This window comes from Pseudomonas kairouanensis, from assembly GCF_004682055.1.
Taxonomy (GTDB): domain Bacteria; phylum Pseudomonadota; class Gammaproteobacteria; order Pseudomonadales; family Pseudomonadaceae; genus Aquipseudomonas; species Aquipseudomonas kairouanensis.
Map to the genome: position 1 here is coordinate 120,831 of NZ_QUZU01000006.1, position 19,734 is coordinate 140,564.

The 19,734-nt window shown below is 60.5% G+C and carries 19 protein-coding genes; 10 read left to right on the forward strand and 9 right to left on the reverse strand.

Features of this window, described 5'->3' with window-relative positions; genetic code table 11:
* The first annotated feature begins 234 nt into the window (after positions 1 to 234).
* The 3 genes from DYL59_RS07535 to DYL59_RS07545 all read left to right on the forward strand — a co-directional run bounded on the left by DYL59_RS07535 (position 235) and on the right by DYL59_RS07545 (position 2,360).
* Entirely contained in the window at positions 235 to 1,356 is a 1,122-nt protein-coding gene (locus tag DYL59_RS07535; RefSeq protein WP_135288602.1) for a beta-ketoacyl-ACP synthase III, read from the forward strand.
* 150 nt (positions 1,357 to 1,506) lie between these two features.
* The gene (locus tag DYL59_RS07540; protein WP_135288603.1) at positions 1,507 to 2,121 is read left to right on the forward strand and encodes an RNA polymerase sigma factor; all 615 of its coding nucleotides are present in this window, start codon (positions 1,507 to 1,509) and stop codon (positions 2,119 to 2,121) included.
* Positions 2,115 to 2,360, forward strand: coding sequence for an anti-sigma factor family protein (locus DYL59_RS07545; protein ID WP_135288604.1), 246 nt, complete (start codon positions 2,115 to 2,117; stop codon positions 2,358 to 2,360). The genes DYL59_RS07540 and DYL59_RS07545 overlap by 7 nt, the downstream gene beginning before the upstream one ends.
* 107 nt (positions 2,361 to 2,467) lie before the next feature.
* Here DYL59_RS07545 and DYL59_RS07550 read toward each other — a convergent pair whose 3' ends face one another.
* The gene (locus DYL59_RS07550; protein WP_135288605.1) at positions 2,468 to 3,811 is read right to left on the reverse strand and encodes a putative porin; all 1,344 of its coding nucleotides are present in this window, start codon (positions 3,809 to 3,811) and stop codon (positions 2,468 to 2,470) included.
* 284 nt (positions 3,812 to 4,095) lie between these two features.
* On the opposite strand from DYL59_RS07550, the gene DYL59_RS07555 reads away from it, so the two are divergent.
* Positions 4,096 to 5,220: a GNAT family N-acetyltransferase gene (locus DYL59_RS07555; protein ID WP_135288606.1), complete on the forward strand. Its 1,125-nt coding sequence runs from the start codon at positions 4,096 to 4,098 to the stop codon at positions 5,218 to 5,220.
* A gap of 72 nt (positions 5,221 to 5,292) precedes the next feature.
* Here the strand turns inward: DYL59_RS07555 and aqpZ are convergent, their stop codons facing one another.
* From aqpZ to DYL59_RS07580, 5 genes are all read right to left on the reverse strand, one after another.
* Positions 5,293 to 5,997 carry an aquaporin Z gene (gene aqpZ / locus DYL59_RS07560; protein ID WP_135288607.1) on the reverse strand — a complete coding sequence of 235 codons (705 nt, stop codon included), beginning with the start codon at positions 5,995 to 5,997 and terminating at the stop codon, positions 5,293 to 5,295.
* A gap of 190 nt (positions 5,998 to 6,187) precedes the next feature.
* Positions 6,188 to 8,020, reverse strand: coding sequence for an ABC transporter ATP-binding protein (locus tag DYL59_RS07565; RefSeq protein ID WP_135288608.1), 1,833 nt, complete (start codon positions 8,018 to 8,020; stop codon positions 6,188 to 6,190).
* Positions 8,021 to 8,113: 93 nt separating this feature from the next.
* Positions 8,114 to 8,677: a peptidylprolyl isomerase gene (locus DYL59_RS07570; RefSeq protein ID WP_135288609.1), complete on the reverse strand. Its 564-nt coding sequence runs from the start codon at positions 8,675 to 8,677 to the stop codon at positions 8,114 to 8,116.
* 3 nt (positions 8,678 to 8,680) lie between these two features.
* Positions 8,681 to 9,484: an alpha/beta fold hydrolase gene (locus DYL59_RS07575; RefSeq protein ID WP_135288610.1), complete on the reverse strand. Its 804-nt coding sequence runs from the start codon at positions 9,482 to 9,484 to the stop codon at positions 8,681 to 8,683.
* 14 nt (positions 9,485 to 9,498) lie between these two features.
* Positions 9,499 to 10,422, reverse strand: a complete 924-nt coding sequence (locus DYL59_RS07580; protein WP_003175418.1) for a PA3225 family LysR-type transcriptional regulator — start codon at positions 10,420 to 10,422, stop codon at positions 9,499 to 9,501.
* A 49-nt stretch (positions 10,423 to 10,471) separates the two neighbouring features.
* On the opposite strand from DYL59_RS07580, the gene DYL59_RS07585 reads away from it, so the two are divergent.
* The 3 genes from DYL59_RS07585 to DYL59_RS07595 all read left to right on the forward strand — a co-directional run bounded on the left by DYL59_RS07585 (position 10,472) and on the right by DYL59_RS07595 (position 12,599).
* Positions 10,472 to 10,786 (forward strand): 3-phosphoglycerate kinase, encoded by a 315-nt coding sequence (locus tag DYL59_RS07585; protein WP_135288611.1) that lies wholly within the window; start codon positions 10,472 to 10,474, stop codon positions 10,784 to 10,786.
* Between the two features lie 138 nt (positions 10,787 to 10,924).
* Positions 10,925 to 11,524: an FMN-dependent NADH-azoreductase gene (locus DYL59_RS07590; RefSeq protein WP_135288612.1), complete on the forward strand. Its 600-nt coding sequence runs from the start codon at positions 10,925 to 10,927 to the stop codon at positions 11,522 to 11,524.
* Positions 11,525 to 11,729: 205 nt separating this feature from the next.
* On the forward strand, positions 11,730 to 12,599 hold the full coding sequence (locus DYL59_RS07595; RefSeq protein ID WP_135288613.1) for a carboxylate/amino acid/amine transporter: 870 nt from the start codon (positions 11,730 to 11,732) through the stop codon (positions 12,597 to 12,599).
* 117 nt (positions 12,600 to 12,716) lie between these two features.
* On the opposite strand, the gene DYL59_RS07600 is transcribed toward DYL59_RS07595, so the two are convergent.
* Complete coding sequence (locus DYL59_RS07600; RefSeq protein ID WP_135288614.1) at positions 12,717 to 13,607, reverse strand: LysR family transcriptional regulator; 891 nt, start codon at positions 13,605 to 13,607, stop codon at positions 12,717 to 12,719.
* Positions 13,608 to 13,749: 142 nt separating this feature from the next.
* Between DYL59_RS07600 and DYL59_RS07605 the strand changes: the two genes are divergently transcribed.
* From DYL59_RS07605 to DYL59_RS07615, 3 genes are all read left to right on the forward strand, one after another.
* Positions 13,750 to 14,394, forward strand: coding sequence for a hydrolase (locus DYL59_RS07605; RefSeq protein ID WP_122485794.1), 645 nt, complete (start codon positions 13,750 to 13,752; stop codon positions 14,392 to 14,394).
* Positions 14,395 to 14,461: 67 nt separating this feature from the next.
* Complete coding sequence (locus DYL59_RS07610) at positions 14,462 to 16,042, forward strand: MFS transporter (RefSeq protein ID WP_135288615.1); 1,581 nt, start codon at positions 14,462 to 14,464, stop codon at positions 16,040 to 16,042.
* A 276-nt stretch (positions 16,043 to 16,318) separates the two neighbouring features.
* On the forward strand, positions 16,319 to 16,993 hold the full coding sequence (locus DYL59_RS07615) for an Abi family protein (protein WP_135288616.1): 675 nt from the start codon (positions 16,319 to 16,321) through the stop codon (positions 16,991 to 16,993).
* 48 nt (positions 16,994 to 17,041) lie between these two features.
* Here the strand turns inward: DYL59_RS07615 and DYL59_RS07620 are convergent, their stop codons facing one another.
* Both DYL59_RS07620 and DYL59_RS07625 read right to left on the reverse strand, forming a co-directional pair.
* Positions 17,042 to 18,292, reverse strand: a complete 1,251-nt coding sequence (locus tag DYL59_RS07620) for an OprD family porin (RefSeq protein WP_135288617.1) — start codon at positions 18,290 to 18,292, stop codon at positions 17,042 to 17,044.
* 82 nt (positions 18,293 to 18,374) lie between these two features.
* Positions 18,375 to 19,673, reverse strand: a complete 1,299-nt coding sequence (locus tag DYL59_RS07625; protein WP_135288618.1) for a mechanosensitive ion channel family protein — start codon at positions 19,671 to 19,673, stop codon at positions 18,375 to 18,377.
* Between the last annotated feature and the right edge of the window lie 61 nt (positions 19,674 to 19,734).

Here is a 19,734-nt window from a genome sequence, read left to right on the forward strand (position 1 = left end):
GGGATCGCATTTCAAGGGGAAAAGGTGTTTGTCCGGATATAGCGCCAAAATCCAAGGTTTGTGGCAAACTTCGCGCCTATAAATGCCGGGATCGTCGTTACAGGCTGACTGTTGCAGCCACGGCGCGATGGAATAAAGCGATGCCAGTTTGATGTCCGCTGGGCGGAATCGGACTACTTATAGTTTGGTACTAAGGTGCCAATATCCCTGCCTGACAGATTTAGAGGAACGACCGTGCATAACGTCGTCATCAGCGGCACTGGCCTGTACACCCCGGCCAACAGCATCTCCAACGAAGAGCTGGTGCAGTCTTTCAATACCTACGTTCAGCAATTCAACACCGACAATGCCGCCGCCATCGAGCGTGGCGACGTGCAGGCGCTGACCGAATCCAGCGCAGCCTTCATCGAAAAAGCCTCGGGCATCAAGAGCCGTTTCGTGATGGACAAGGACGGCATCCTCGACCCGCAACGTATGGCCCCGCGCCTGCCCGAGCGCAGCAACGACGAATGGTCGGTGCTCTGCCAGATGGCCGTCGGCGCTGCCGAACAGGCCTTGCAACGTGCCGGCAAGACCGCTGCCGATATCGACGGCGTGATCGTCGCCTGTTCCAACCTGCAACGCGCGTACCCGGCCATCGCTATCGAAGTGCAGGAAGCCCTGGGTATCGAAGGGTTCGGCTTTGACATGAATGTGGCGTGCTCCTCGGCCACCTTCGGCATCCAGAACGCCGCCAACAGCATCCAGCTGGGCCAGGCCCGGGCGATTCTGATGGTCAACCCGGAAGTCTGCACCGGTCACCTGAATTTCCGTGACCGCGACAGCCACTTCATCTTTGGCGATGCAGCCACGGCCGTGGTGCTGGAACGCGAAGACCTGGCGACCTCCGAGCATCAGTTCGACGTCGTTAGCACCAAGCTGCTGACCAAGTTCTCCAATAACATCCGCAACAACTTCGGCTTCCTCAACCGCGCAGCGGAAGAGGGCATCGGCGCGCCAGACAAACTGTTCGTGCAGGAAGGCCGCAAGGTCTTCCGTGATGTGTGCCCAATGGTCGCCGAGTTGATTGGCGTGCACCTGGCTGAAAACCAGCTGGACGTGGCCGATGTGAAACGCTTTTGGCTGCACCAGGCCAACCTGAGCATGAACCACCTGATCGTGAAGAAACTGCTGGGCCGCGAAGCCACGGTGGAAGAGGCGCCGGTGATCCTTGATACCTATGCCAATACCAGCTCGGCGGGTTCGGTGATTGCGTTCCACACCTACCAGGACGATTTGCCCCAGGGCTCCGTGGCCGTACTCAGCTCGTTCGGTGCGGGCTATTCGATCGGCAGCGTGATCCTGCGCAAACGCTGATCGTCAGGTCTTGCTCGGTCAAAAATGTGGGAGCGGGCTTGCTCGCGAAAGCGGTGGGTCGTAGAAACATGTGCAGGCTGACACACCGCCTTCGCGAGCAAACCCGCTCCCCCATTGAATTGCATTCTCAAGGTGAAATTGAGGTAGACCATGGCAGCAGCGGACGACGCGCACCTGCTTGAACGCCTGCTCAAGGGTGAGCAGCGGGCCTACAAGGAGTTGGTTAGCACCTACCAGAGCGCCATGCGGGCGGTGGCCTATGCCATTGTCGGCCAGCGCCACGCCGACGAAATCGTCCAGGATGCCTGGCTGTCGGTGGTGCGTAGCCTGTCGAAATTCGAAGGCCGTTCCAGCCTCAAGACCTGGCTGCTGACCATCACTGCCAACGCTGCCAAGGGCCGCTATAAACAGAACCGCCGCGAAGTGCTGCTCGATGACCTGCCGTCCCCGCATGGCACCATCGGTGACGATCGCTTCACTCCCGACGATGGCCACTGGGCCGTTGCTCCCTATGCCTGGCACCAGGACACCCCAGAGGCGCTGCTGACCGAAGATGAGCTGCGCGATTGCCTTGAACATACCCTGCTGAGCCTGTCCGAGCTGCAAAGCAGTGTGCTGGTGTTGCGTGAACGCCAGGGCTTGGAGTTGGAAGAAATCTGTAATCTGCTGACGCTTTCGCTCTCCAATGTCCGTGTGCTGCTGCATCGAGCACGGCTTAAAGTCTTCGCCACGGTGGAGCATTTTGAGGAAACGGGCGAATGTTGACCTGTAAAGAACAAGTGGCACGTTCCAGTGACTTTCTCGATGGTCAACTGACCTTTCGCGAACGCCTGCTGGTGCGTCATCACTTGATGTTTTGCCCGAACTGCCGACGCTTTATCCGCCAGATGCGCCTGATGCAGGCCACGCTGAAGATAATGCCGGATGAGCCGGTGGAAGGAGTGGATGCCTTGGCCCAGCGCTTGGCTCAAGAGCGGCTCAAGGATCAGAAAGGCGGGGAGTAAGCAGGCCTGCGTGGCGGGATCGGACGGATGATGGGGACCGATCCCACCGCGCAAGACTGATGCAGCGACCTCGGGCCGTCCTGGCCCAAGGCTTATCACATCTACAATCAGAACTTGGCTTCGGCGTCCAGCTGGAAGGTGTTGGCCTTGGCGCTGTCGTTCAGCATCGTGCGGCTGTAGGTATCGGTCTTGGTCAGGAAGTACGTGGCACCGACGGAGAAGTTCTTGTCGATGTCGTAGCCAACCTTGAACTTGTGACCACGGGAACCGGTGAAGCCACCGCCGAAGTCGGAGTCGGTAAAGGCACCCACCACCGCGTTTTTCTGCACGTCGCGGTAGTTGTAGTCCAGGTTGAACCCGAACACCTTGGACTTGGCACCCAGCAACCAGGCGGTGTCTTCGTCGTCGATGGCGTCGTTGTTTTTCACGTACTGGCCGTAGAACGACAGCGGTACTGCCAGGCCGCCGATATCGACTTGACCGAAGCCTTCATACAGGCGGAACTCGCCGTTAGGGGTGTTGCCGTTGGTCGCCAACACGTTTGGCGTGCTGGTGCCGGAGGCACGGCTGTCTTCATCGTTCTGGTAGGCGTAGACGCTGCCGCCCAGGGTCATTTTCAAGTTGTCGGTGACCGAGAAACGGGTACCCAACTGGCCGGTGGTCAGGCGCAGGTCATGGCGGTACTGCACGCCGTCACCGTCGACGTTGTCCTTGAGGTTGTAGTTACCCAAGCTACCGAACAGTTCGGCGCTGCCGCCCAGTGGGTACTTGTAGGTGATTGCCAGGCCTTCTGGGTTGATATCGCTATCCCAGATCACGTCGCCCATGTTGACCCAGGGTTGCAGCATCTTGCCGCCAATGATGTGCAGGTTCTTGATCTGGTCCGGGTGGTAGTCGATGTAGCCGAGGTCGAGCCAGATCGATTTTTTATCGAAGTAACCGTCCAGGTCCTGGTTGGTGGAGCGTGCATCGCTGCCGCCGCCGGTGGCGATACGGATACCGGTGTCCACTTGCGGGTTGATCTCGGTGTAGGCACCGAGACGGGCGCGGATACGCTCACGGTCCTTGTCACGACCGGTGACGCCGGCGCGGGTTACGCCATTTTCGCCTTCGACCTTGATGGTCTCATGACGCATACGCACGTCACCCTTGAACTGAGTCTTGGCGGCCCACGCCAGTTTTTGGTCGAACGTGCTCAGTGCATCGGCTTTCTTCGCGGTGGCCGCGATCTGCTCGTTGGTCTCTTGTTGAGCCTGGCGTGCGATCTGCTTTTCTTTCTGGTCATTGGCCAGTTCGGCCTGCAGTTCGGTGTATTGCGCCGGGGTGATCTGGCCGTTGGCCTTGAGCATGTCGAGCAACTTGGCGTCGACTGCAGCGCTGGCCGGAACGCTCAGGGCCAGTAACAGGCCGCCGCACAGGATCGCCGCAGTTTTAGTGGAAGCAAGACGCATATCAATCTCCGAAGGTGAGGAGGGATGGCAAACCATCCAGGACACTACCGACCGATAAGGGACGGAAAAAATAACCACCTGCTAGAACCAGGCGCTCTAAAAACAGGCGTCAGTATCACGATCGTTTATGACGGAGCAGTGGCTAAGTGATGTCATCTAGATGACAAATTGTTCATCATGGGAACTATTGGTTTAGAGCCTTGTCCGGCGATTCGGGGGTGTATCGGGGCCGTCGATAGGCGATACTCGCGAGGCTTTCACGCCCCGATTCAGTGAGGATGCCAATGCCGTTGCAACGCCTGGACAGCCTGTCCGAAATCGCCCCGACGACCTGGGATGCACTGGTTACGCACGCCCAGCCGTTTGTACGGCACGCGTTCCTGAGTGCGCTGGAAGACAGCGGCAGCGTGGGCCCGCACTCGGGGTGGCAACCGGAGCATTTGCTGCATTGGGAAGGCGAGCGGCTGGTGGCGGCGTTGCCCAGTTATCGCAAGTGGCACTCCTATGGCGAGTACGTGTTCGACCATGGCTGGGCCGACGCCTGCGAGCGCGCTGGCATCGAGTACTACCCCAAGCTGTTGACGGCGGTGCCTTTCAGTCCCGTGAGTGGTTCACGCTTGCTGGCGGCCAGTGCCGAAGAGGGTTTGGAGCTGATCAAGAGCCTGCCGGGCTACCTGGAAATCGAAGGGCTCTCCAGCGCCCATATCAACTTCACCGACGACCTGGCCGATGCAGCTCTGGCGCAACAACCCGGCTGGCTGCAGCGCCTGGGGTGTCAGTTTCACTGGCAGAACCGCGGCTATCGCGATTTCCAGGATTTCCTCGACGCGCTCAGTTCACGCAAGCGCAAACAAATGCGCAAAGAGCGCGAACAAGTGGCGGGGCAGGGTATCGACTTCGAGTGGCTGCAAGGTCACGAACTGAGCGAGGCGCAGTGGGATTTTGTCTACGCCTGCTACGCCAATACCTACGCCGTACGCCGCCAATCCCCCTACCTGACCCGCGCGTTTTTCAGCCTGCTGGCCGAGCGCATGCCCGAGGCCATCCGCGTGGTGCTGGCCAAACAAGGAACGCGGCCGGTGGCCATGGCTTTCAGCTTGATCGGTGGCGACAGCTTCTACGGTCGTTACTGGGGCTGCCTGGCGGAATTCGATCGCCTGCATTTCGAAACCTGCTTCTACCAGGGCATGGACTACGCCATCGCCCACGGCCTGCAACGCTTCGACGCCGGCGCCCAGGGTGAGCACAAGTTGATTCGCGGGTTTGAACCGGTGATTACGCGGTCATGGCACTACTTGCGCCATCCGGGGTTGAAGAACGCGGTGGAGGATTTTCTGGAACGTGAGCGAGTGGGGATTGTGGCCTATGCCGAAGAGGCGCGCACGGCGTTGCCGTATCGGCAGGTGTAACGCGAAGACCCAGGCACAACAGGTCGAGTGTGGGAGCGAGCAAGCCCGCCTCCACATTCGATTCGCATTGCTTCAGTTGCCCGGCTCCTCCTTACCCAGCCATCGATAGGTCAAACCGCCGATCACCGCGCCCAGGATCGGCGCGAGCCAGAACATCCACAACTGTTGGATCGCCCACCCGCCGACGATCAAGGCCGGGCCCGTACTGCGGGCCGGGTTGACCGAGGTGTTGGTGACGGGGATGGAGATCAGGTGGATCAATGTCAGCGCCAGGCCAATGGCGCAGGGGGCAACGCCCTTGGGCACGCGGCGATCCGTGGCGCCGAGGATGATCACCACGAACATCGCCGTCATCACCAGCTCGCACACCAACCCCGCTGCCATCGAATACCCGCCTGGCGAGTGCTCACCATAACCGTTGGACGCCAGCCCCGACGCCAGTTCGAACCCCGGCTTGCCGCTGGCGATGAAGTACAACAGCGCAGCGGCAACGGTGCCGCCGATGACTTGGGCAACGATATAGGCCGGCAGCTCCCTGGCCGCGAACCTTCCACCCACCACCAACCCCACCGACACCGCCGGGTTGAGGTGACAACCGCTGATATGCCCGATGGCCACGGCCATGGTCAGCAACGTAAGCCCGAACGCCAGGGACACCCCCAGCAATCCGATCCCGACTGCCGGGAACGCTGCGGCCAACACCGCACTCCCGCAACCGCCCAACACCAGCCAAAACGTGCCTAACCCCTCTGTGATTGAACGCTTGAACAAAGACATGCAGCCCGTCCTTGATAGATCGCTCTACCGACTCAGTAAATCAGTGATGCTCCCTGCAGATTTACTTCAGCGCCCGTCTGGGCACTGCTGTGAGTACAGCACGGTTGTGGCGCAAATCCAGGCGATGATGTGGGCGGGACCAATGAAATAAGGGCCTGGCTCTAATCAACTGTGCACGGGCTTTAATTTATTAGTCGATACCGACAAACCCCCCGGTCTGGTGCTGCCACAACCTGGCATACAAACCACCATGGGCCAGCAACTCGGCATGGCTGCCACTCTCGGCGATCTTGCCCTTCTCCAGCACCACCAAGCGGTCCATCCGCGCGATGGTTGACAACCGGTGCGCAATCGCAATCACGGTCTTGCCCTGCATCAGGGTTTCCAGGCTTTCCTGGATCGCCGCTTCCACTTCCGAGTCCAGGGCCGAGGTGGCTTCGTCCATGATCAAAATCGGCGCGTCCTTGAGCAGTACACGGGCGATGGCGATACGTTGGCGTTGCCCGCCGGAGAGTTTCACCCCGCGCTCACCGACATGGGCGTCCAGGCCGGTGCGGCCTTCGGAGTCAGACAGCAACGGGATAAATTCATCGGCACGGGCCTTGTGCACGGCCGCCCAGAGTTCTTCGTCGGTGGCGTCCGGCTTGCCGTACAGCAGGTTGTCGCGAATGGAGCGGTGCAGCAGCGATGTGTCCTGGGTGATCATGCCGATCTGTTCGCGCAACGACTCCTGGGCCACTTCGGCAATGTTCTGGCCATCGATCAGGATGCGCCCGCCTTGCAGGTCGTAGAGGCGCAGCAGCAGGTTGACCAGGGTGGATTTGCCTGCACCCGAGGGGCCGATCAGGCCGATCTTTTCCCCGGCCTTGATCTGCAGGTTCAGGCCGCCAATGATCCCGCTCTTCTTGCCGTAGTGGAAATCCACCTGCTCGAAGCGCACTTGGCCATGGGGCACCTTCAGGCGTGGCGCGTTTTCGCGATCGACTACCGCCAGGGGTTGGGCGATGGTTTTCAGACCGTCCTGCACCATGCCGATGTTTTCGAAAATGCCGTTGACTACCCACATGATCCAGCCGGACATGTTGACGATGCGGATTACCAAACCGGTGGCCAGGGCAATGGCGCCCACGGAAATCAGCGACTGCGTCCATAGCCACAGGGCCAGGCCGGTGGTGGTGACGATCAGCAGGCCGTTCATGGTGGTGATCACGATGTCCATGCTGGTGACCACACGGCTGGCCAGCTGGGTTTTTTCGGTCTGTTCGATGATCGCTTCCTTGGCGTACTGCTGCTCATACTGGGTATGGGCAAACAGCTTCAAGGTGGTGATGTTGGTGTAGCCATCGACGATACGCCCCATCAATTTGGAGCGCGCCTCGGAGGAGATCACCGAGCGTTCCTTCACCCGTGGCACGAAGTAGCGCAGCGCCAGGCTGTAGCAGATGATCCAGGTCACCAGCGGGATCATCAGGCGCCAGTCGGCCTCGGCAAACAGCACCAGGGAGCTGATGGCGTAGATTGCAACGTGCCAGATGGCATCCACGGCGGCCACGGCGGAGTCGCGCAGGGAGTTGCCGGTTTGCATGATGCGCTGGGCGATGCGCCCGGCGAAGTCGTTCTGGAAGAAGTTCAGGCTCTGCTTGAGCACGTAGCTGTGGTTCTGCCAGCGGATCAGGCTGGTCATGCCGGGGCTGATGGTCTGGTGCACCAGCAGGTCATGCAGGGCGCCGAAGATTGGGCGCAGCAGCAGGGCAACCACGGCCATCCAGATCAGCTCGGTGCTGTGCACCTGGAAGAAGTTGGCGGGCGGCGTGCCCTGGGCCAGGTCGATGATGCGGCTCAGGTAGCTGAACAGCGCCACTTCGATCAGTGCGCCGATCAGGCCCACCACCAGCAACGCGGCAAAATGCGGCCACACCTGGCGCAGGTAGTAGAGGTAGAAGGGCAGGACTTTATCGGGCGGGGCGTCGCTGGGAGCGTCGCGGAAAATATCGATCAGTTGTTCAAAACGACGATAGAGCATTGAGTATGACGCCCGCAGGGCGGGCTCTCCGTTCAAATGCGTGCGCGGCCTTGTGGGTCGCGCACGGGGCTACCTGAAAAAGCCCTGCAGACCTCAGTCGATGCGCTTGGCCGACTTGATCATGACAGGATCGATTGGCACGTTCTGCATGCCCTGCTTGGTGGTGGTCTGGGAGTTGACGATGATGTCGACCACGTCCATGCCCTTGACCACTTTGGCGAACACCGCATAACCGGCATCACGGCCGGGGTCGAGGAAGGCATTGTCAGCCACGTTGATGAAGAACTGGCTGGTGGCCGAGTCGGGGTTGGACGTGCGGGCCATGGACAGGGTACCGCGCACGTTATGCAGGCCATTGCTGGCCTCGTTCTTGATAGGCGCTTCGGTCGGCTTTTGCGACATCTGCGCAGTGAACCCACCGCCCTGGACCATGAAGCCCGGGATCACGCGGTGAAAAATCGTGTTGGTGTAGAAGCCCTTGTCCACATAGGCCAGGAAGTTCTTGGTACTGATGGGCGCCTTGACCGGGTCCAGTTCGATTTCGATCTCGCCGTTGGTGGTGGTGATCAGTACGTGGGGCGCCTTGGCAGGCTCGGCCGCCATCAGGTTGGCAGCGAACAGAACGGAACCGGCAAAGAAGGCGATTTTTTTCAGCATGGGTCAGTGATCCTGGGTAGTGGTTTCGACTGTCTTTAGAAAGTGGAGCAGGGTTGCGTTAAAGACTTCAGGTTGGTCCAAGGGCGTGGCATGGCGGGAATCTTCGATCACCACCAGGCGCGCATCGGGCAGCAGTTTTACATAGTTTTCTTTTTGCGCCACGGGGGTGTAGTCGTGGTCGGCGCTGATGACCAGGGTTGGACAGGTAATCCGCGAAAGTCGTTCCTGCACGCCCCAGCCCACAATCGCATCGAAGCTGGCGAGATAAGCACGTTTGTCGTTTTTTGCCCAGCGTTCGGCCATCTTGCGGCGCAGGTCGGCTTGCTCGGGTTTGGGGAATAACCGGTCGCCCAGCGCCTTGCCAATGGTGGCCAGGCTGAGCACCCGCGCCAGGCTCCAGCGCTTGGCCCATTGCCAGTAATCGTTGAGGCTGCGTACCTTGACCTCGGGCGCGCTGTTGACGATGCACAGGCTCTTGACCTGCGCCGGTTCGTCCACCGCGAGCTGGAAGGCGATCATGCCGCCCATGGACAACCCCACGACGTGGGCCGGTGGCAGCCCCAAGTGCTCGATCAGCGCCAGCAGGTCAAAGGTGAACCCCTGGATGCTGTAGCGCTCGCGGGGTTTGTCGGAGCGGCCATGACCACGCACATCCACCACGATCAGGCGGTAATGCCTGGCCAGTACCGGGATTTGCAGCTCCCAATCCTGGCTGCTGGAGCCCAGGCCGTGGATCAGGATCAGGGGCGTGCCGTGACCATATTCCTCGTAGTGCAGGCTGCATCCTTCGTGGTCGAACCAGGCCATGGGTGAACTCCGTTTCAGGCTTGCCGGGGAGCGGCGAAAGGCGCATCCAGTGGGGCGGTGTCAAAGGTGCGCAGCAACTCCACGAGGATCTGCGTCGCGGGCCCCAGAGGTTTGTCCTTGTTTGAGTACAGATAGAACGTAGGGTGGCGGCTGCCGCCCTGTTCCAAGGGTAGCTGCTTGAGCACGCCCTCGGCGAGTTCGCGTTCGATCATGTGCCGGGGCAGCCAGGCAAACCCCAGGCCGCTGCCCACGAAGGAGGCGGCGGTGGCCAGGCTGCCGACGGTCCAGCGCTGTTCGGCGCCAAGCCAGCCCACATCGCGGGGTTGCTGGCGGCCGGAGTCGCGGATCACCACCTGCATCTGGCTCTCCAGGTCCTGGAAGCTCAGCTCGCGGTTCATGCGGTGCAAGGCGTGCTCGGGGTGGGCCACGGCGACAAATTCCACATCGCTCATTTCCGTGCCCAGGTACCCAGGGATGCTGAAGCCGCAAATGGCCAGGTCGGCCACGCCTTCGATCAACAACTCTTCAACGCCGGACAGTACCTCCTCGCGCAGGCGCACGCGGCAGCCACGGCTTTGCGGCATAAAGGCGGAGAGGGCACGTACCAGGCGCGCATTCGGGTAGGCGGCGTCCACCACCAGGCGTACTTCGGCTTCCCAGCCTTGTTCCATATGGTGGGCGAGGTCTTCCAGTTGGCTGGCGTTTTTCACCAACTGCCGGGAGCGACGTAGTAGCACTTCACCGGCATCGGTGAGCACGGCCTTGCGCCCGTCGATGCGCAGCAGCGGTACGCCAAGCTGGTCTTGCATGCGGGCCACGGTATAGCTGACCGAGGACTGCGAACGATGCAGCGCTTCGGCCGCCTGGGCGAAGCCGCCATGGTCGACCACGGCCTGCAACGTTCGCCATTGATCGAGGGTAACGCGGGGCGCTTTCAAGATGGGTTCCTCTTGTCCTAAGCTGACAGTCCCTATTGGAGACTGCCGAATGAGAAAATTCTGTTGTGTGTTGCTGGCGCTGCTGCCAATGAGCGCGTTTGCCTACCCCATCGACGTGACTAAAAAGATCGACGGCGTCAGCATTGATTTCACCCCCTCCGATGTGGATGGCGATATCAGCTCGATCCAACTCAATAACTACGGCACCAATGATGCCCTGTGCTCGGTAGTCTTCACCAACGGCCCCGAGGCGCCACGTCGTCGCACCGTCACGGTACCGGCGGGCAAAAGCACCAACACCACGGTCAAGTTCAACCGCGCCATTATCAAGATGCGCATCGCGCTGGCGTGCGCGCCGAAGTAGACAGCGGCGGAGCATGCTCCGCTTATAAACAAATTTATAGATGGGTTATAGCAGTTTTTTGCGCTTTTTAATCGAATGATCCCTGGTTAATCTTTTCTCCATCGACTTACAGCAGTTTCAGATGGAGCCTACGAAGCCATGTCCAACGTTCTGATCATCGAAAGCAGCGCCCGCCAGCAGGATTCAATTTCCCGCCAACTGACCCAACAGTTCATCAGCCAATGGCAGGCCGCCCATCCGGCAGACCAGATCACCGTGCGTGACGTGGCCCAGAACCCGGTGCCGCACCTGGATGGCAACCTGCTCGGCGGCTGGATGAAACCGGAAGATCAACGCAACGCTGCTGAACAAGCTTCCCTGGCTCGCTCCAATGAATTGACCGACGAATTGCTGGCCGCCGACGTGCTGGTAATGGCCGCGCCGATGTACAACTTCGCCATCCCCAGCACCCTCAAAGCCTGGCTGGACCATGTGCTGCGTGCCGGTGTGACCTTCAAGTACACCGCCACCGGCCCCCAGGGTCTGCTGACCGGCAAGCGCGCCATCGTGCTCACCGCTCGCGGCGGTATTCATACCGGTGCCAGCTCGGATCACCAGGAACCGTACCTGCGCCAGGTCATGGGCTTTATCGGCATTCATGACGTCACCTTCATCCATGCAGAGGGCGTGAACCTGAGCGGTGACTTCCAGGAAAAAGGCATCAACCACGCCAAGGCGCTGATCGCGCAGGTCGCGTGAGGATCCTTTAATCGTCAGATAATCCCGCGATGTTTATATCGCTCCACGCAAACCCTTCAAGTACGCGTAATGAACCTCCCTTTGCACTTTTGCTCCTGAGTGCTCCTGCCCGACTGACGCTTTAGCGAGGTCGGGTTTTTTTTGCCCCGAGTTTCTTCAACCGCCGAAAACCTTTAATGTCCCGCCCATTCGAAACGAGGCGCGCATGGGCTATCTACTGGTTGTCACCCTGATTCAGGCATTTTCCTTCAGCTTGATCGGCGAATACCTCGCCGGTCACGTCGACAGTTACTTCGCGGTGCTGGTGCGCGTACTCCTGGCCGGGCTGGTGTTTATCCCACTGACCCGCTGGCGTTCAGTGGAGCCGTCCTTCATGCGCGGCATGCTGGTGATCGGCGCGCTGCAGTTCGGCGTGACCTACGTGTGCCTGTACTTGAGCTTTCGCGTGCTCACAGTGCCGGAGGTGTTGCTGTTCACCATCCTCACGCCGCTGCATGTGACCTTGATCGAAGACGCCCTCAACCGCCGCTTCAACCCCTGGGCGCTGATCGCGGCAGTGGTGGCGGTGGCGGGGGCGGCGGTGATTCGCTTCGACCAGATCACCCCGCACTTCCTGGGTGGTTTCCTGCTGTTGCAACTGGCCAACTTCACTTACGCCGCCGGGCAGGTGATGTACAAACACCTGGTCAAGCGCCACCCCAGTGACCTGCCGCACTACCGCCGCTTCGGCTTTTTCTACGTAGGTGCGCTGCTGGTGGTGCTGCCGGCGTTCCTGCTGTTCGGCAAGGCCAACTACCTGCCCGATGCGCCGCTGCAGTGGGGCGTGCTGGTGTTTCTTGGCCTGGTCAGCACTGCGCTTGGCATGTACTGGTGGAACAAGGGCGCCTGCCTGGTGCAGGGCGGCACGCTGGCGGTGATGAACAACCTGCATGTGCCGGTGGGGCTGCTGCTGAATCTGCTGATCTGGAACCAGCATGAGCCGCTGGGGCGGCTGGCGTTGGGTGGGGTGGTGATTTTGGGGGCGGTGTGGATTAGTCGGTTGGGTGCACGCGTTGAGCGGGTACCCGGGCAGTAAGGTAATACTCGGTCAAAATGTGGGAGGGGGCTTGCTCCCGATAGCGGTAGATCAGTCACAGCATCAATAACTGACCTACCGCTATCGGGAGCAAGCCCCCTCCCACATTTAAAGCGGTTAAGCCTCGATGGCCAACTGCGCCACCAAAAATTCAATAAACGCCCGCGTCTTCTGCGGCACTCGCCGCGCCGACGAGTAAACCGCGTTTACCGTGATCGCTGGCGCCTGCCATTCACAGAGCACGGGCACCAGCCGGCCAGCCGCCAGGGCTTGTTCGACGATAAAGTCCGGCAGCAGCGCAATGCCCATCCCAGCTTCGGCCGCCTGGGCCAGCAGGTCGCCGTTGTTGGCGTGCAAGGGGCCGGTGACGTTGACGCGCTGGGTGTCCTTGCCGTTGCTCAGTTGCAAGCTCACGCCACTTTGCAGGTAGCCGTAGTTCAGGCATTGATGCTGGCGCAGGTCCTGGGGCGATTGTGGCGTGCCAGCACGCTCCAGGTAGGCTGGCGAGGCCACCATGATGCGCGGCGCGGGGGCCAGTTGGCGGGCGATCATGGTGGAGTCGGGCAGGCTGGCGATGCGGATGGTGACGTCGAAACCGCCGCGCACCGGGTCCACCTGTTGATCGCTGAGCACCAGTTGCAGCTCGATGTTCGGGTGCTGTTCATGGAACAACGGAATCAGCCGCCCCAATCGATGCAAACCGAACGACATCGGTGCATTCACCCGCAATACGCCGCGTAACTCGCCAATCCCATCCCGCGCCCGCTGCTCGGCCTCGTCCAGGGCCGCGATCACTTCCCGCGCCGCCTCGAAGTACTCGGCACCAGCCTCGGTCAAATGCAGGCTGCGGGTGGTGCGCTGCAACAATTGCACGCCGATGGCTTCTTCCAGTGCCTGGATCTGTTTGCTCACCTTGGAGCGGGGCACGTCCATGGCGCGGGCTGCGGCCGCAAAACCGTTTTCACCGACGGTAACGACAAATGCACGCATGCACTCGATGCGGTCCATGACTGTCCCTTTTTTAGAATCAATGAATCCAGATTTTAGGTAATTGTTTCGATATTGGCCAGCCCGTAAAGTTACTTCCAAGCCGCCAGCAACGCTGGAAGCACTTAAAAAACCAACTACAGACCATTAAAGGGAAGCCACCATGTCCATTCGCGAATTGCTCAACCCATCCAACTCCACCCTGATCCTGATCGACCACCAGCCACAGATGGCCTTTGGCGTGCAGTCCATCGACCGCCAAACCCTGAAGAACAACACCGTGGCCTTGGCCAAGGCAGCCAAGATCTTCAACGTGCCGACCATCTTCACCTCGGTAGAAACCAAAAGCTTCAGCGGCTACATCTGGCCGGAACTGCTCAGCGTATTCCCCGACCAACAGCCGATCGAGCGCACCTCGATGAACTCCTGGGAAGACAAGGCGCTGGTCGCTGCCGTGAAAGCCACCGGCCGCAAGAAGTTGATCATGGCCGCGCTGTGGACCGAGGTGTGCTTGAACTTCCCGGCCCTGGAAGCCCTGGCTGAAGGCTACGAGGTGTACATCGTCACCGACGCATCCGGCGGTACCACCAAGGAAGCCCATGACATGTCGATCCAGCGCATGATCCAAGCCGGTGCGGTGCCGGTGACCTGGCAACAAGTGCTGCTCGAATACCAACGCGACTGGGCACACAAAGAAACCTACGACGAAGTGATGGACCTGGTACGCGACCACAGCGGCGCCTACGGCATGGGCGTGGACTACGCCTACACCATGGTGCACGGTGCGCCGCAGCGTCAGGTCAAGTAACAACATTGGAGGCCGCAGCCCTCGGGCTGTGGCTTTTTTTTGCGCTTTTTTCGAACAGGTTTGCGCCATGACAACCGCCACCGCTCGCTCCCCGTGGAGCCCGTTGAAACACTCGATCTTCCGTGGGCTCTGGCTCGCCAGCATCGCTTCGAACATCGGCACTTGGATGCACGAGGTCGGCGCCGGCTGGCTGATGACTTCGCTGTCGGCCAACCCGATGACCGTCGCCCTGGTGCAGGTGGCCAGCGCGGCGCCGATGTTCCTGCTGGCACTACCGGCTGGCGCACTGGCAGATATCGTCGACAAACGTCGCTACTTGTTGATGGTGCAGGCGTGGATGGCCACGGTGGCGTTGCTGCTGGCGGTGCTGACCTTGAGCGGGATGATGACGGTGCCGCTGTTGCTGCTGCTGACCCTGGGCATGGGCGTCGGCACGGCGTTGATGATGCCGGCCTGGTCTTCGCTGACACCGGAACTGGTGCCGGCCGACGAGGTGCCGTCGGCGATTGCGTTAAGCAGCGTAGGCACCAACCTCGCCCGTGCAGTAGGCCCGGCCATTGCCGGGGTGCTGGTCAGCCTAGTGGGGCCATGGGCAACGTTTGCGGTGAATGCACTGTCGTTTTTTGCGGTGATTTCGGTGCTGTGCCTGTGGCGGCGTGAAACCCAGGTGGCGGTGCTGCCGGCCGAACGGCTGTTCAGCGCGGTGCGTGTGGGCTGGCGTTACGCGCGCAGTTCGCGGCCATTGCAACGGGTACTGGTGCGTACGTTGGCGTTCTTTTTTGGTGCCAGTGCCGGGATGTCGTTGTTGCCGCTGATTGTGCGCGGTGAGTTACACGGCAGTGCGGCGCAGTTTGGTGTGCTGCTGGGCAGTGTGGGCATCGGTGCGGTGCTCGGCGCCATGTGGCTGCCGCGCTTGCGTCAGGCACTGGCGGTAGACAAGTTGGTGGCGATTGCAAGTCTGGTCTATGCCCTGGTGCTGTTTGCCCTGGCCTGGGTGCGGGATTTCTATGTGTTGATCCCGGTGATGCTGATCAGCGGCGCGGCGTGGATCGCGGTGTTGTCCAGCTTCCAGGTGGCGGCGCAGACCTCGGTACCAGCCTGGGTGCGAGCCCGTGCGCTGGCGGTGTATATCCTGATGTTTTTCGGCTCCATGGCCGTGGGCGGTTTGCTCTGGGGTTGGGTGGCCAGCCACAGTTCCATGAGCCAGGCGCTCAGCGCTGCCGGTTCGGTGTTGGTGCTAGGCGTGTTGCTGACGTGGCGCGTGGCCTTGCCGCAACGCAAAGCCGAAGACCTGGCGCCGTCGCTGCATTGGCCACAGCCGCTGCTGGCAGAAGGGCAGGACCAGGAGCGCGGCCCGGTGATGGTGACGCTCGAATACGACATCGACCCGCAGCACATCCAGGCCTTCACCCAGGCCATGAGCCCGGTGCGCCGCATGCGCCAACGCAACGGCTCGTTCTCCTGGAGCCTGGTGCAAGACAGCGAAAGCCCACGGCGCTGGTGCGAAGTGTTCTACGACGAATCCTGGCTCGGTCATCTGCGCCACCACCAGCGCGTGACCCGTGCCGAACTGAAGATTGAAGCGGCGGCGCGGCGGTATCAGACCGAGGGGGTGAAGATTGGGATTCGGCACTTTTTGCAGGGTTAGTGCAAAGGCACTGCCCGGAAAACCGAATCGTCAGAAAAGAGGAGGCCCCGCAGAGCGGGGCCGTCACATAACCTAGTCTCATCACCGTTTCGTGTAGCACGGGAGTGGAGATTCCTAGGGCTGCCGGGGCAGATTACCATCTCCAGTTTTCAGGTCAACCCCTCGCCTGCGGCTTAATAATTTGGCAACAGTCTGATGCTTTGGAGCAGGAAACCCTGCCTGTACCATCGCTCGCGCTGGTGACATTTCCTGGCGTCGAAAGGAGTTCGCGCATAGATGGTCTGGCATACGCTGGAGGCAAAGCTCTCCACTCCAAGAATGCGCCGTTATCTCAAGGGGCATAAGGGCAATCGAGATCACGCAGCTGCGGCTTATGTGCACAACATGCGGATCGCAGAGTCCCTGGTCTCTATTTTTCACGTGCTTGAGGTCGGTTTGCGTAACGCTATCCAACGCGAAATGGTGCGTGAATATCAGCGTGACGACTGGTACGAAGCATTCAGGACCAGCACTAACGCAGAGCTTCGCTCCAGCTATCAAAAAGTGGACGACGCATGTACCGCTCTCAGGAAAAGAGGTGTGCATCCTGGCCCGGACGAGATCACTGCCGAGCTGAGCTTTGGCTTTTGGACCTCGCTGTTCAACCGAAAGGCATTCCCTGACGTTTCAAAACCTCTGATGAAGGTGTTTTTCCACTGTCCCAGAACCCCTAAAAAGGCGGACATCATTCGCAGTCGGTTGAACAAGGCGAGGGACCTACGAAATCGTTGTTTCCACCATGAGCCGCTCTTGTGGCAACCCCTTTTCGACCTGCATCGGGATATCACTGAAATCGTGCAATGGATCGATCCAAATCTGTGTGTCTGGATCAAAAGCCATGATCGACTTCCAACCGCTTTGGTGGATTGGAGTCGGTGGAAGGAGACTGCAAGACACGACGCCGCTCAGTGATTCTTTGAAACTGAAACGGCGGCTGGTTGAGCATCCGGCGCTTGCGGGTTAGCGCAGCGTCAGTGGATATTCGATCACCACATACACCCGATCAATATCGTCCCCGGCCTGGGCTGTATTGGCGCGATGGCTGACATGGGACAGTTGCACCGACAGGTCCTTGGCCGGGCCGGATTGCACCACGTAGTGCAGGTCGATATCGCGCTCCCAGTGGCGGCCGCCGTGACCTTGCGCAAGTGTGTAGGCGCCGTCCTGTGGTGCATGGGTACCGTCGATGCCACGGCCGGTGACGTAGCGGGTCATGAACTTAAGGCCAGGAATGCCGAAGGTGGCGAGGTTGAGGTCATAGCGAAGCTGCCACGAGCTTTCGCCGGGGCCGTTGAAGTCGGCGTATTTGATCGAGTTGGCGAGGTAGATGGAGTCGCCACCGACAAAGTCGAACGGGGTATCGCCGTTGATCTTCTGGTAGGCCAGGGTCAGCGACTGTGCGGCGAAGCTGTATTTGCCCGCCAGGCTGTAGGCGGTGTTGACGATGGCGCCGGCCTCGGCACGGCCCTGGTCTTGGGTGCGGTAGATATTGCTGTCCAGCATCCAGTTGGCCGGTGACCAATGCAGGTTGGCGTAGTACTGGCGCCAGGTGTCGCTCAATTGCGAGGTGTACAGCGCACCGCCCACCGGTTGGCCTTCGAAGAATTGCCCGCCGATAAAGTCGATGGCGCCGCTGCGGGTGCTGGCGCCGTAGCCGCTGAAGTCGCCGCGCCCGTTGGAGCTGTCCTGGTTCTTGAAGGCGGTGAAGTGCCCGGCCTGCCAGTGCAGGGCGTCGATCTCGCGGCTGTCCAGCAGCAGGCCGGTGGCGTATTCGGGTTGCAGGCGTTTGTCGGAGGTGTCGAATACCGGGGTTTCGACGGTCATTTCGCCTACCGACAAGGTGGTTTTGGAGGCCCGTAACTTGAGCGCGCCACCGGCGCTGGAATAGTCGCGCTCGCTGCGTCCGTCGCTGTCCACGGGCAAAAGCCCTGTGCCTGAATGGCCCTTGCCACCGTCGAGTTTCAGGCCGACAAAGGCGTGGGCGTCGACCCCGAAGCCAATCGTGCCCGGAGTGAACCCTGAGGCGAAGTTGGCGATGAAGCCTTGGGCCCATTCCTCCTTGTGGGGCTTGTTGGACGGTGAGCGCTCTTTGTTGTCGAGGTAGAAGTTGCGGCTGAGCACATCGAGGGTTGAATCCTCGATCAGGCCAGCCGCCAGCACGCTGTTACAGGTGCCGGTCAGCAAAAGTGAAAGCAGGGTTGGAGCGCGCATCGGCGTTGCCTCAAAGGATTTCCAATGAGGCAAGCGTCGCGATTTTTTTAGCAGAGCGATTGAACGGCTGTGCTCAATCGCTCTAGATCGTGGCTCTTTGCTGCTCTGGCAAGTGGCTGGCACCCAGCACGGCAGGCAATACCCCGGCGCGCAGGTCATTGCCACTGGGTTGCTGATACAGGCTCAGGCCAAATTCCGGCAGCACCGCCAGCAGGTAATCGAAGATATCCCCCTGGATGCGCTCGTAGTCGGCCCACGCGGTGGTGCGAGTAAAGCAGTAGATTTCCAGCGGCACACCCTGAGCGGTGGTTTGCATCTGGCGCACCATGCAGGTCATGTTCGGCTGGATGTCCGGATGGCTTTTCAGGTACGCCAGGGCGTAGGCGCGGAACGTGCCGAGGTTGGTCATGCGGCGGCGGTTGGCCGACAGTTGCGCACTGTGGCCCTGGGCTTCGTTCCACGCCTTGAGTTCGGCCTGCTTGCGCCCGATGTAGTCGGTGAGCAGGTGCACCTGGGTCATACGCAGTTCTTCATCGTCGCGCAGGAAGCGCACGCCGCTGGCGTCTATGAACAGGCTGCGCTTGATCCGCCGACCGCCGGAGGCCTGCATGCCACGCCAGTTCTTGAACGACTCGGACATCAGGCGCCAGGTGGGGATGGAGACGATGGTCTTATCAAAATTCTGCACCTTGACCGTGTGCAGGGTGATATCCACCACATCGCCATCGGCGCCGACCTGGGGCATCTCGATCCAGTCGCCGACCCGCAGCATGTCGTTGCTGGTCAGTTGCACGCTGGCGACGAACGACAGCAGGGTGTCCTTGTACACCAACAGGATCACCGCCGACATGGCTCCCAGGCCCGACAGCAGCAACAGCGGCGAACGGTCGATCAAGGTGGCGACGATGATGATCGCGCCAAACACATACAGAACCATTTTCGCCAACTGCACATAGCCCTTGATCGAGCGGGTGCGGGCGTGTTCGGTACGGGCGTAGATATCCAACAGGGCGTTGAGCAGGGCGCTCACTGCCAGCATCAGGAACAGGATGCTGATCGCCAGGGCCACGTTGCCGATGAACAGGATGGCGGTTTTGCTCAGGTCTGGTACCAGGTACAGGCCGAACTGGATCACCAGCGAAGGCGTCATCTGGGCCAGGCGATGGAAGACTTTGTTGTGCCGCAGGTCGTTGAGCCAGTGCAAGGCAGGTTGCCGGCCAAGCAGCTTGACCGTGTGGAGGATGAGGTAGCGCGCCACCCGTCCGAGCAGCAGGGCCACTACCAGCAGTACCAGCAAACCTAGGCTGGCATGCAGGATTGGGTGTTCATCAAGGGCGCCCCAGAGGTCCTGGGCGTTGAGCCAGAGCTGTTTGATATCCATGGGTGAAACCGGTTCTTCTGTAAGACAAGACGGGGCGATTAGAGCATTGATGGGCGACAAA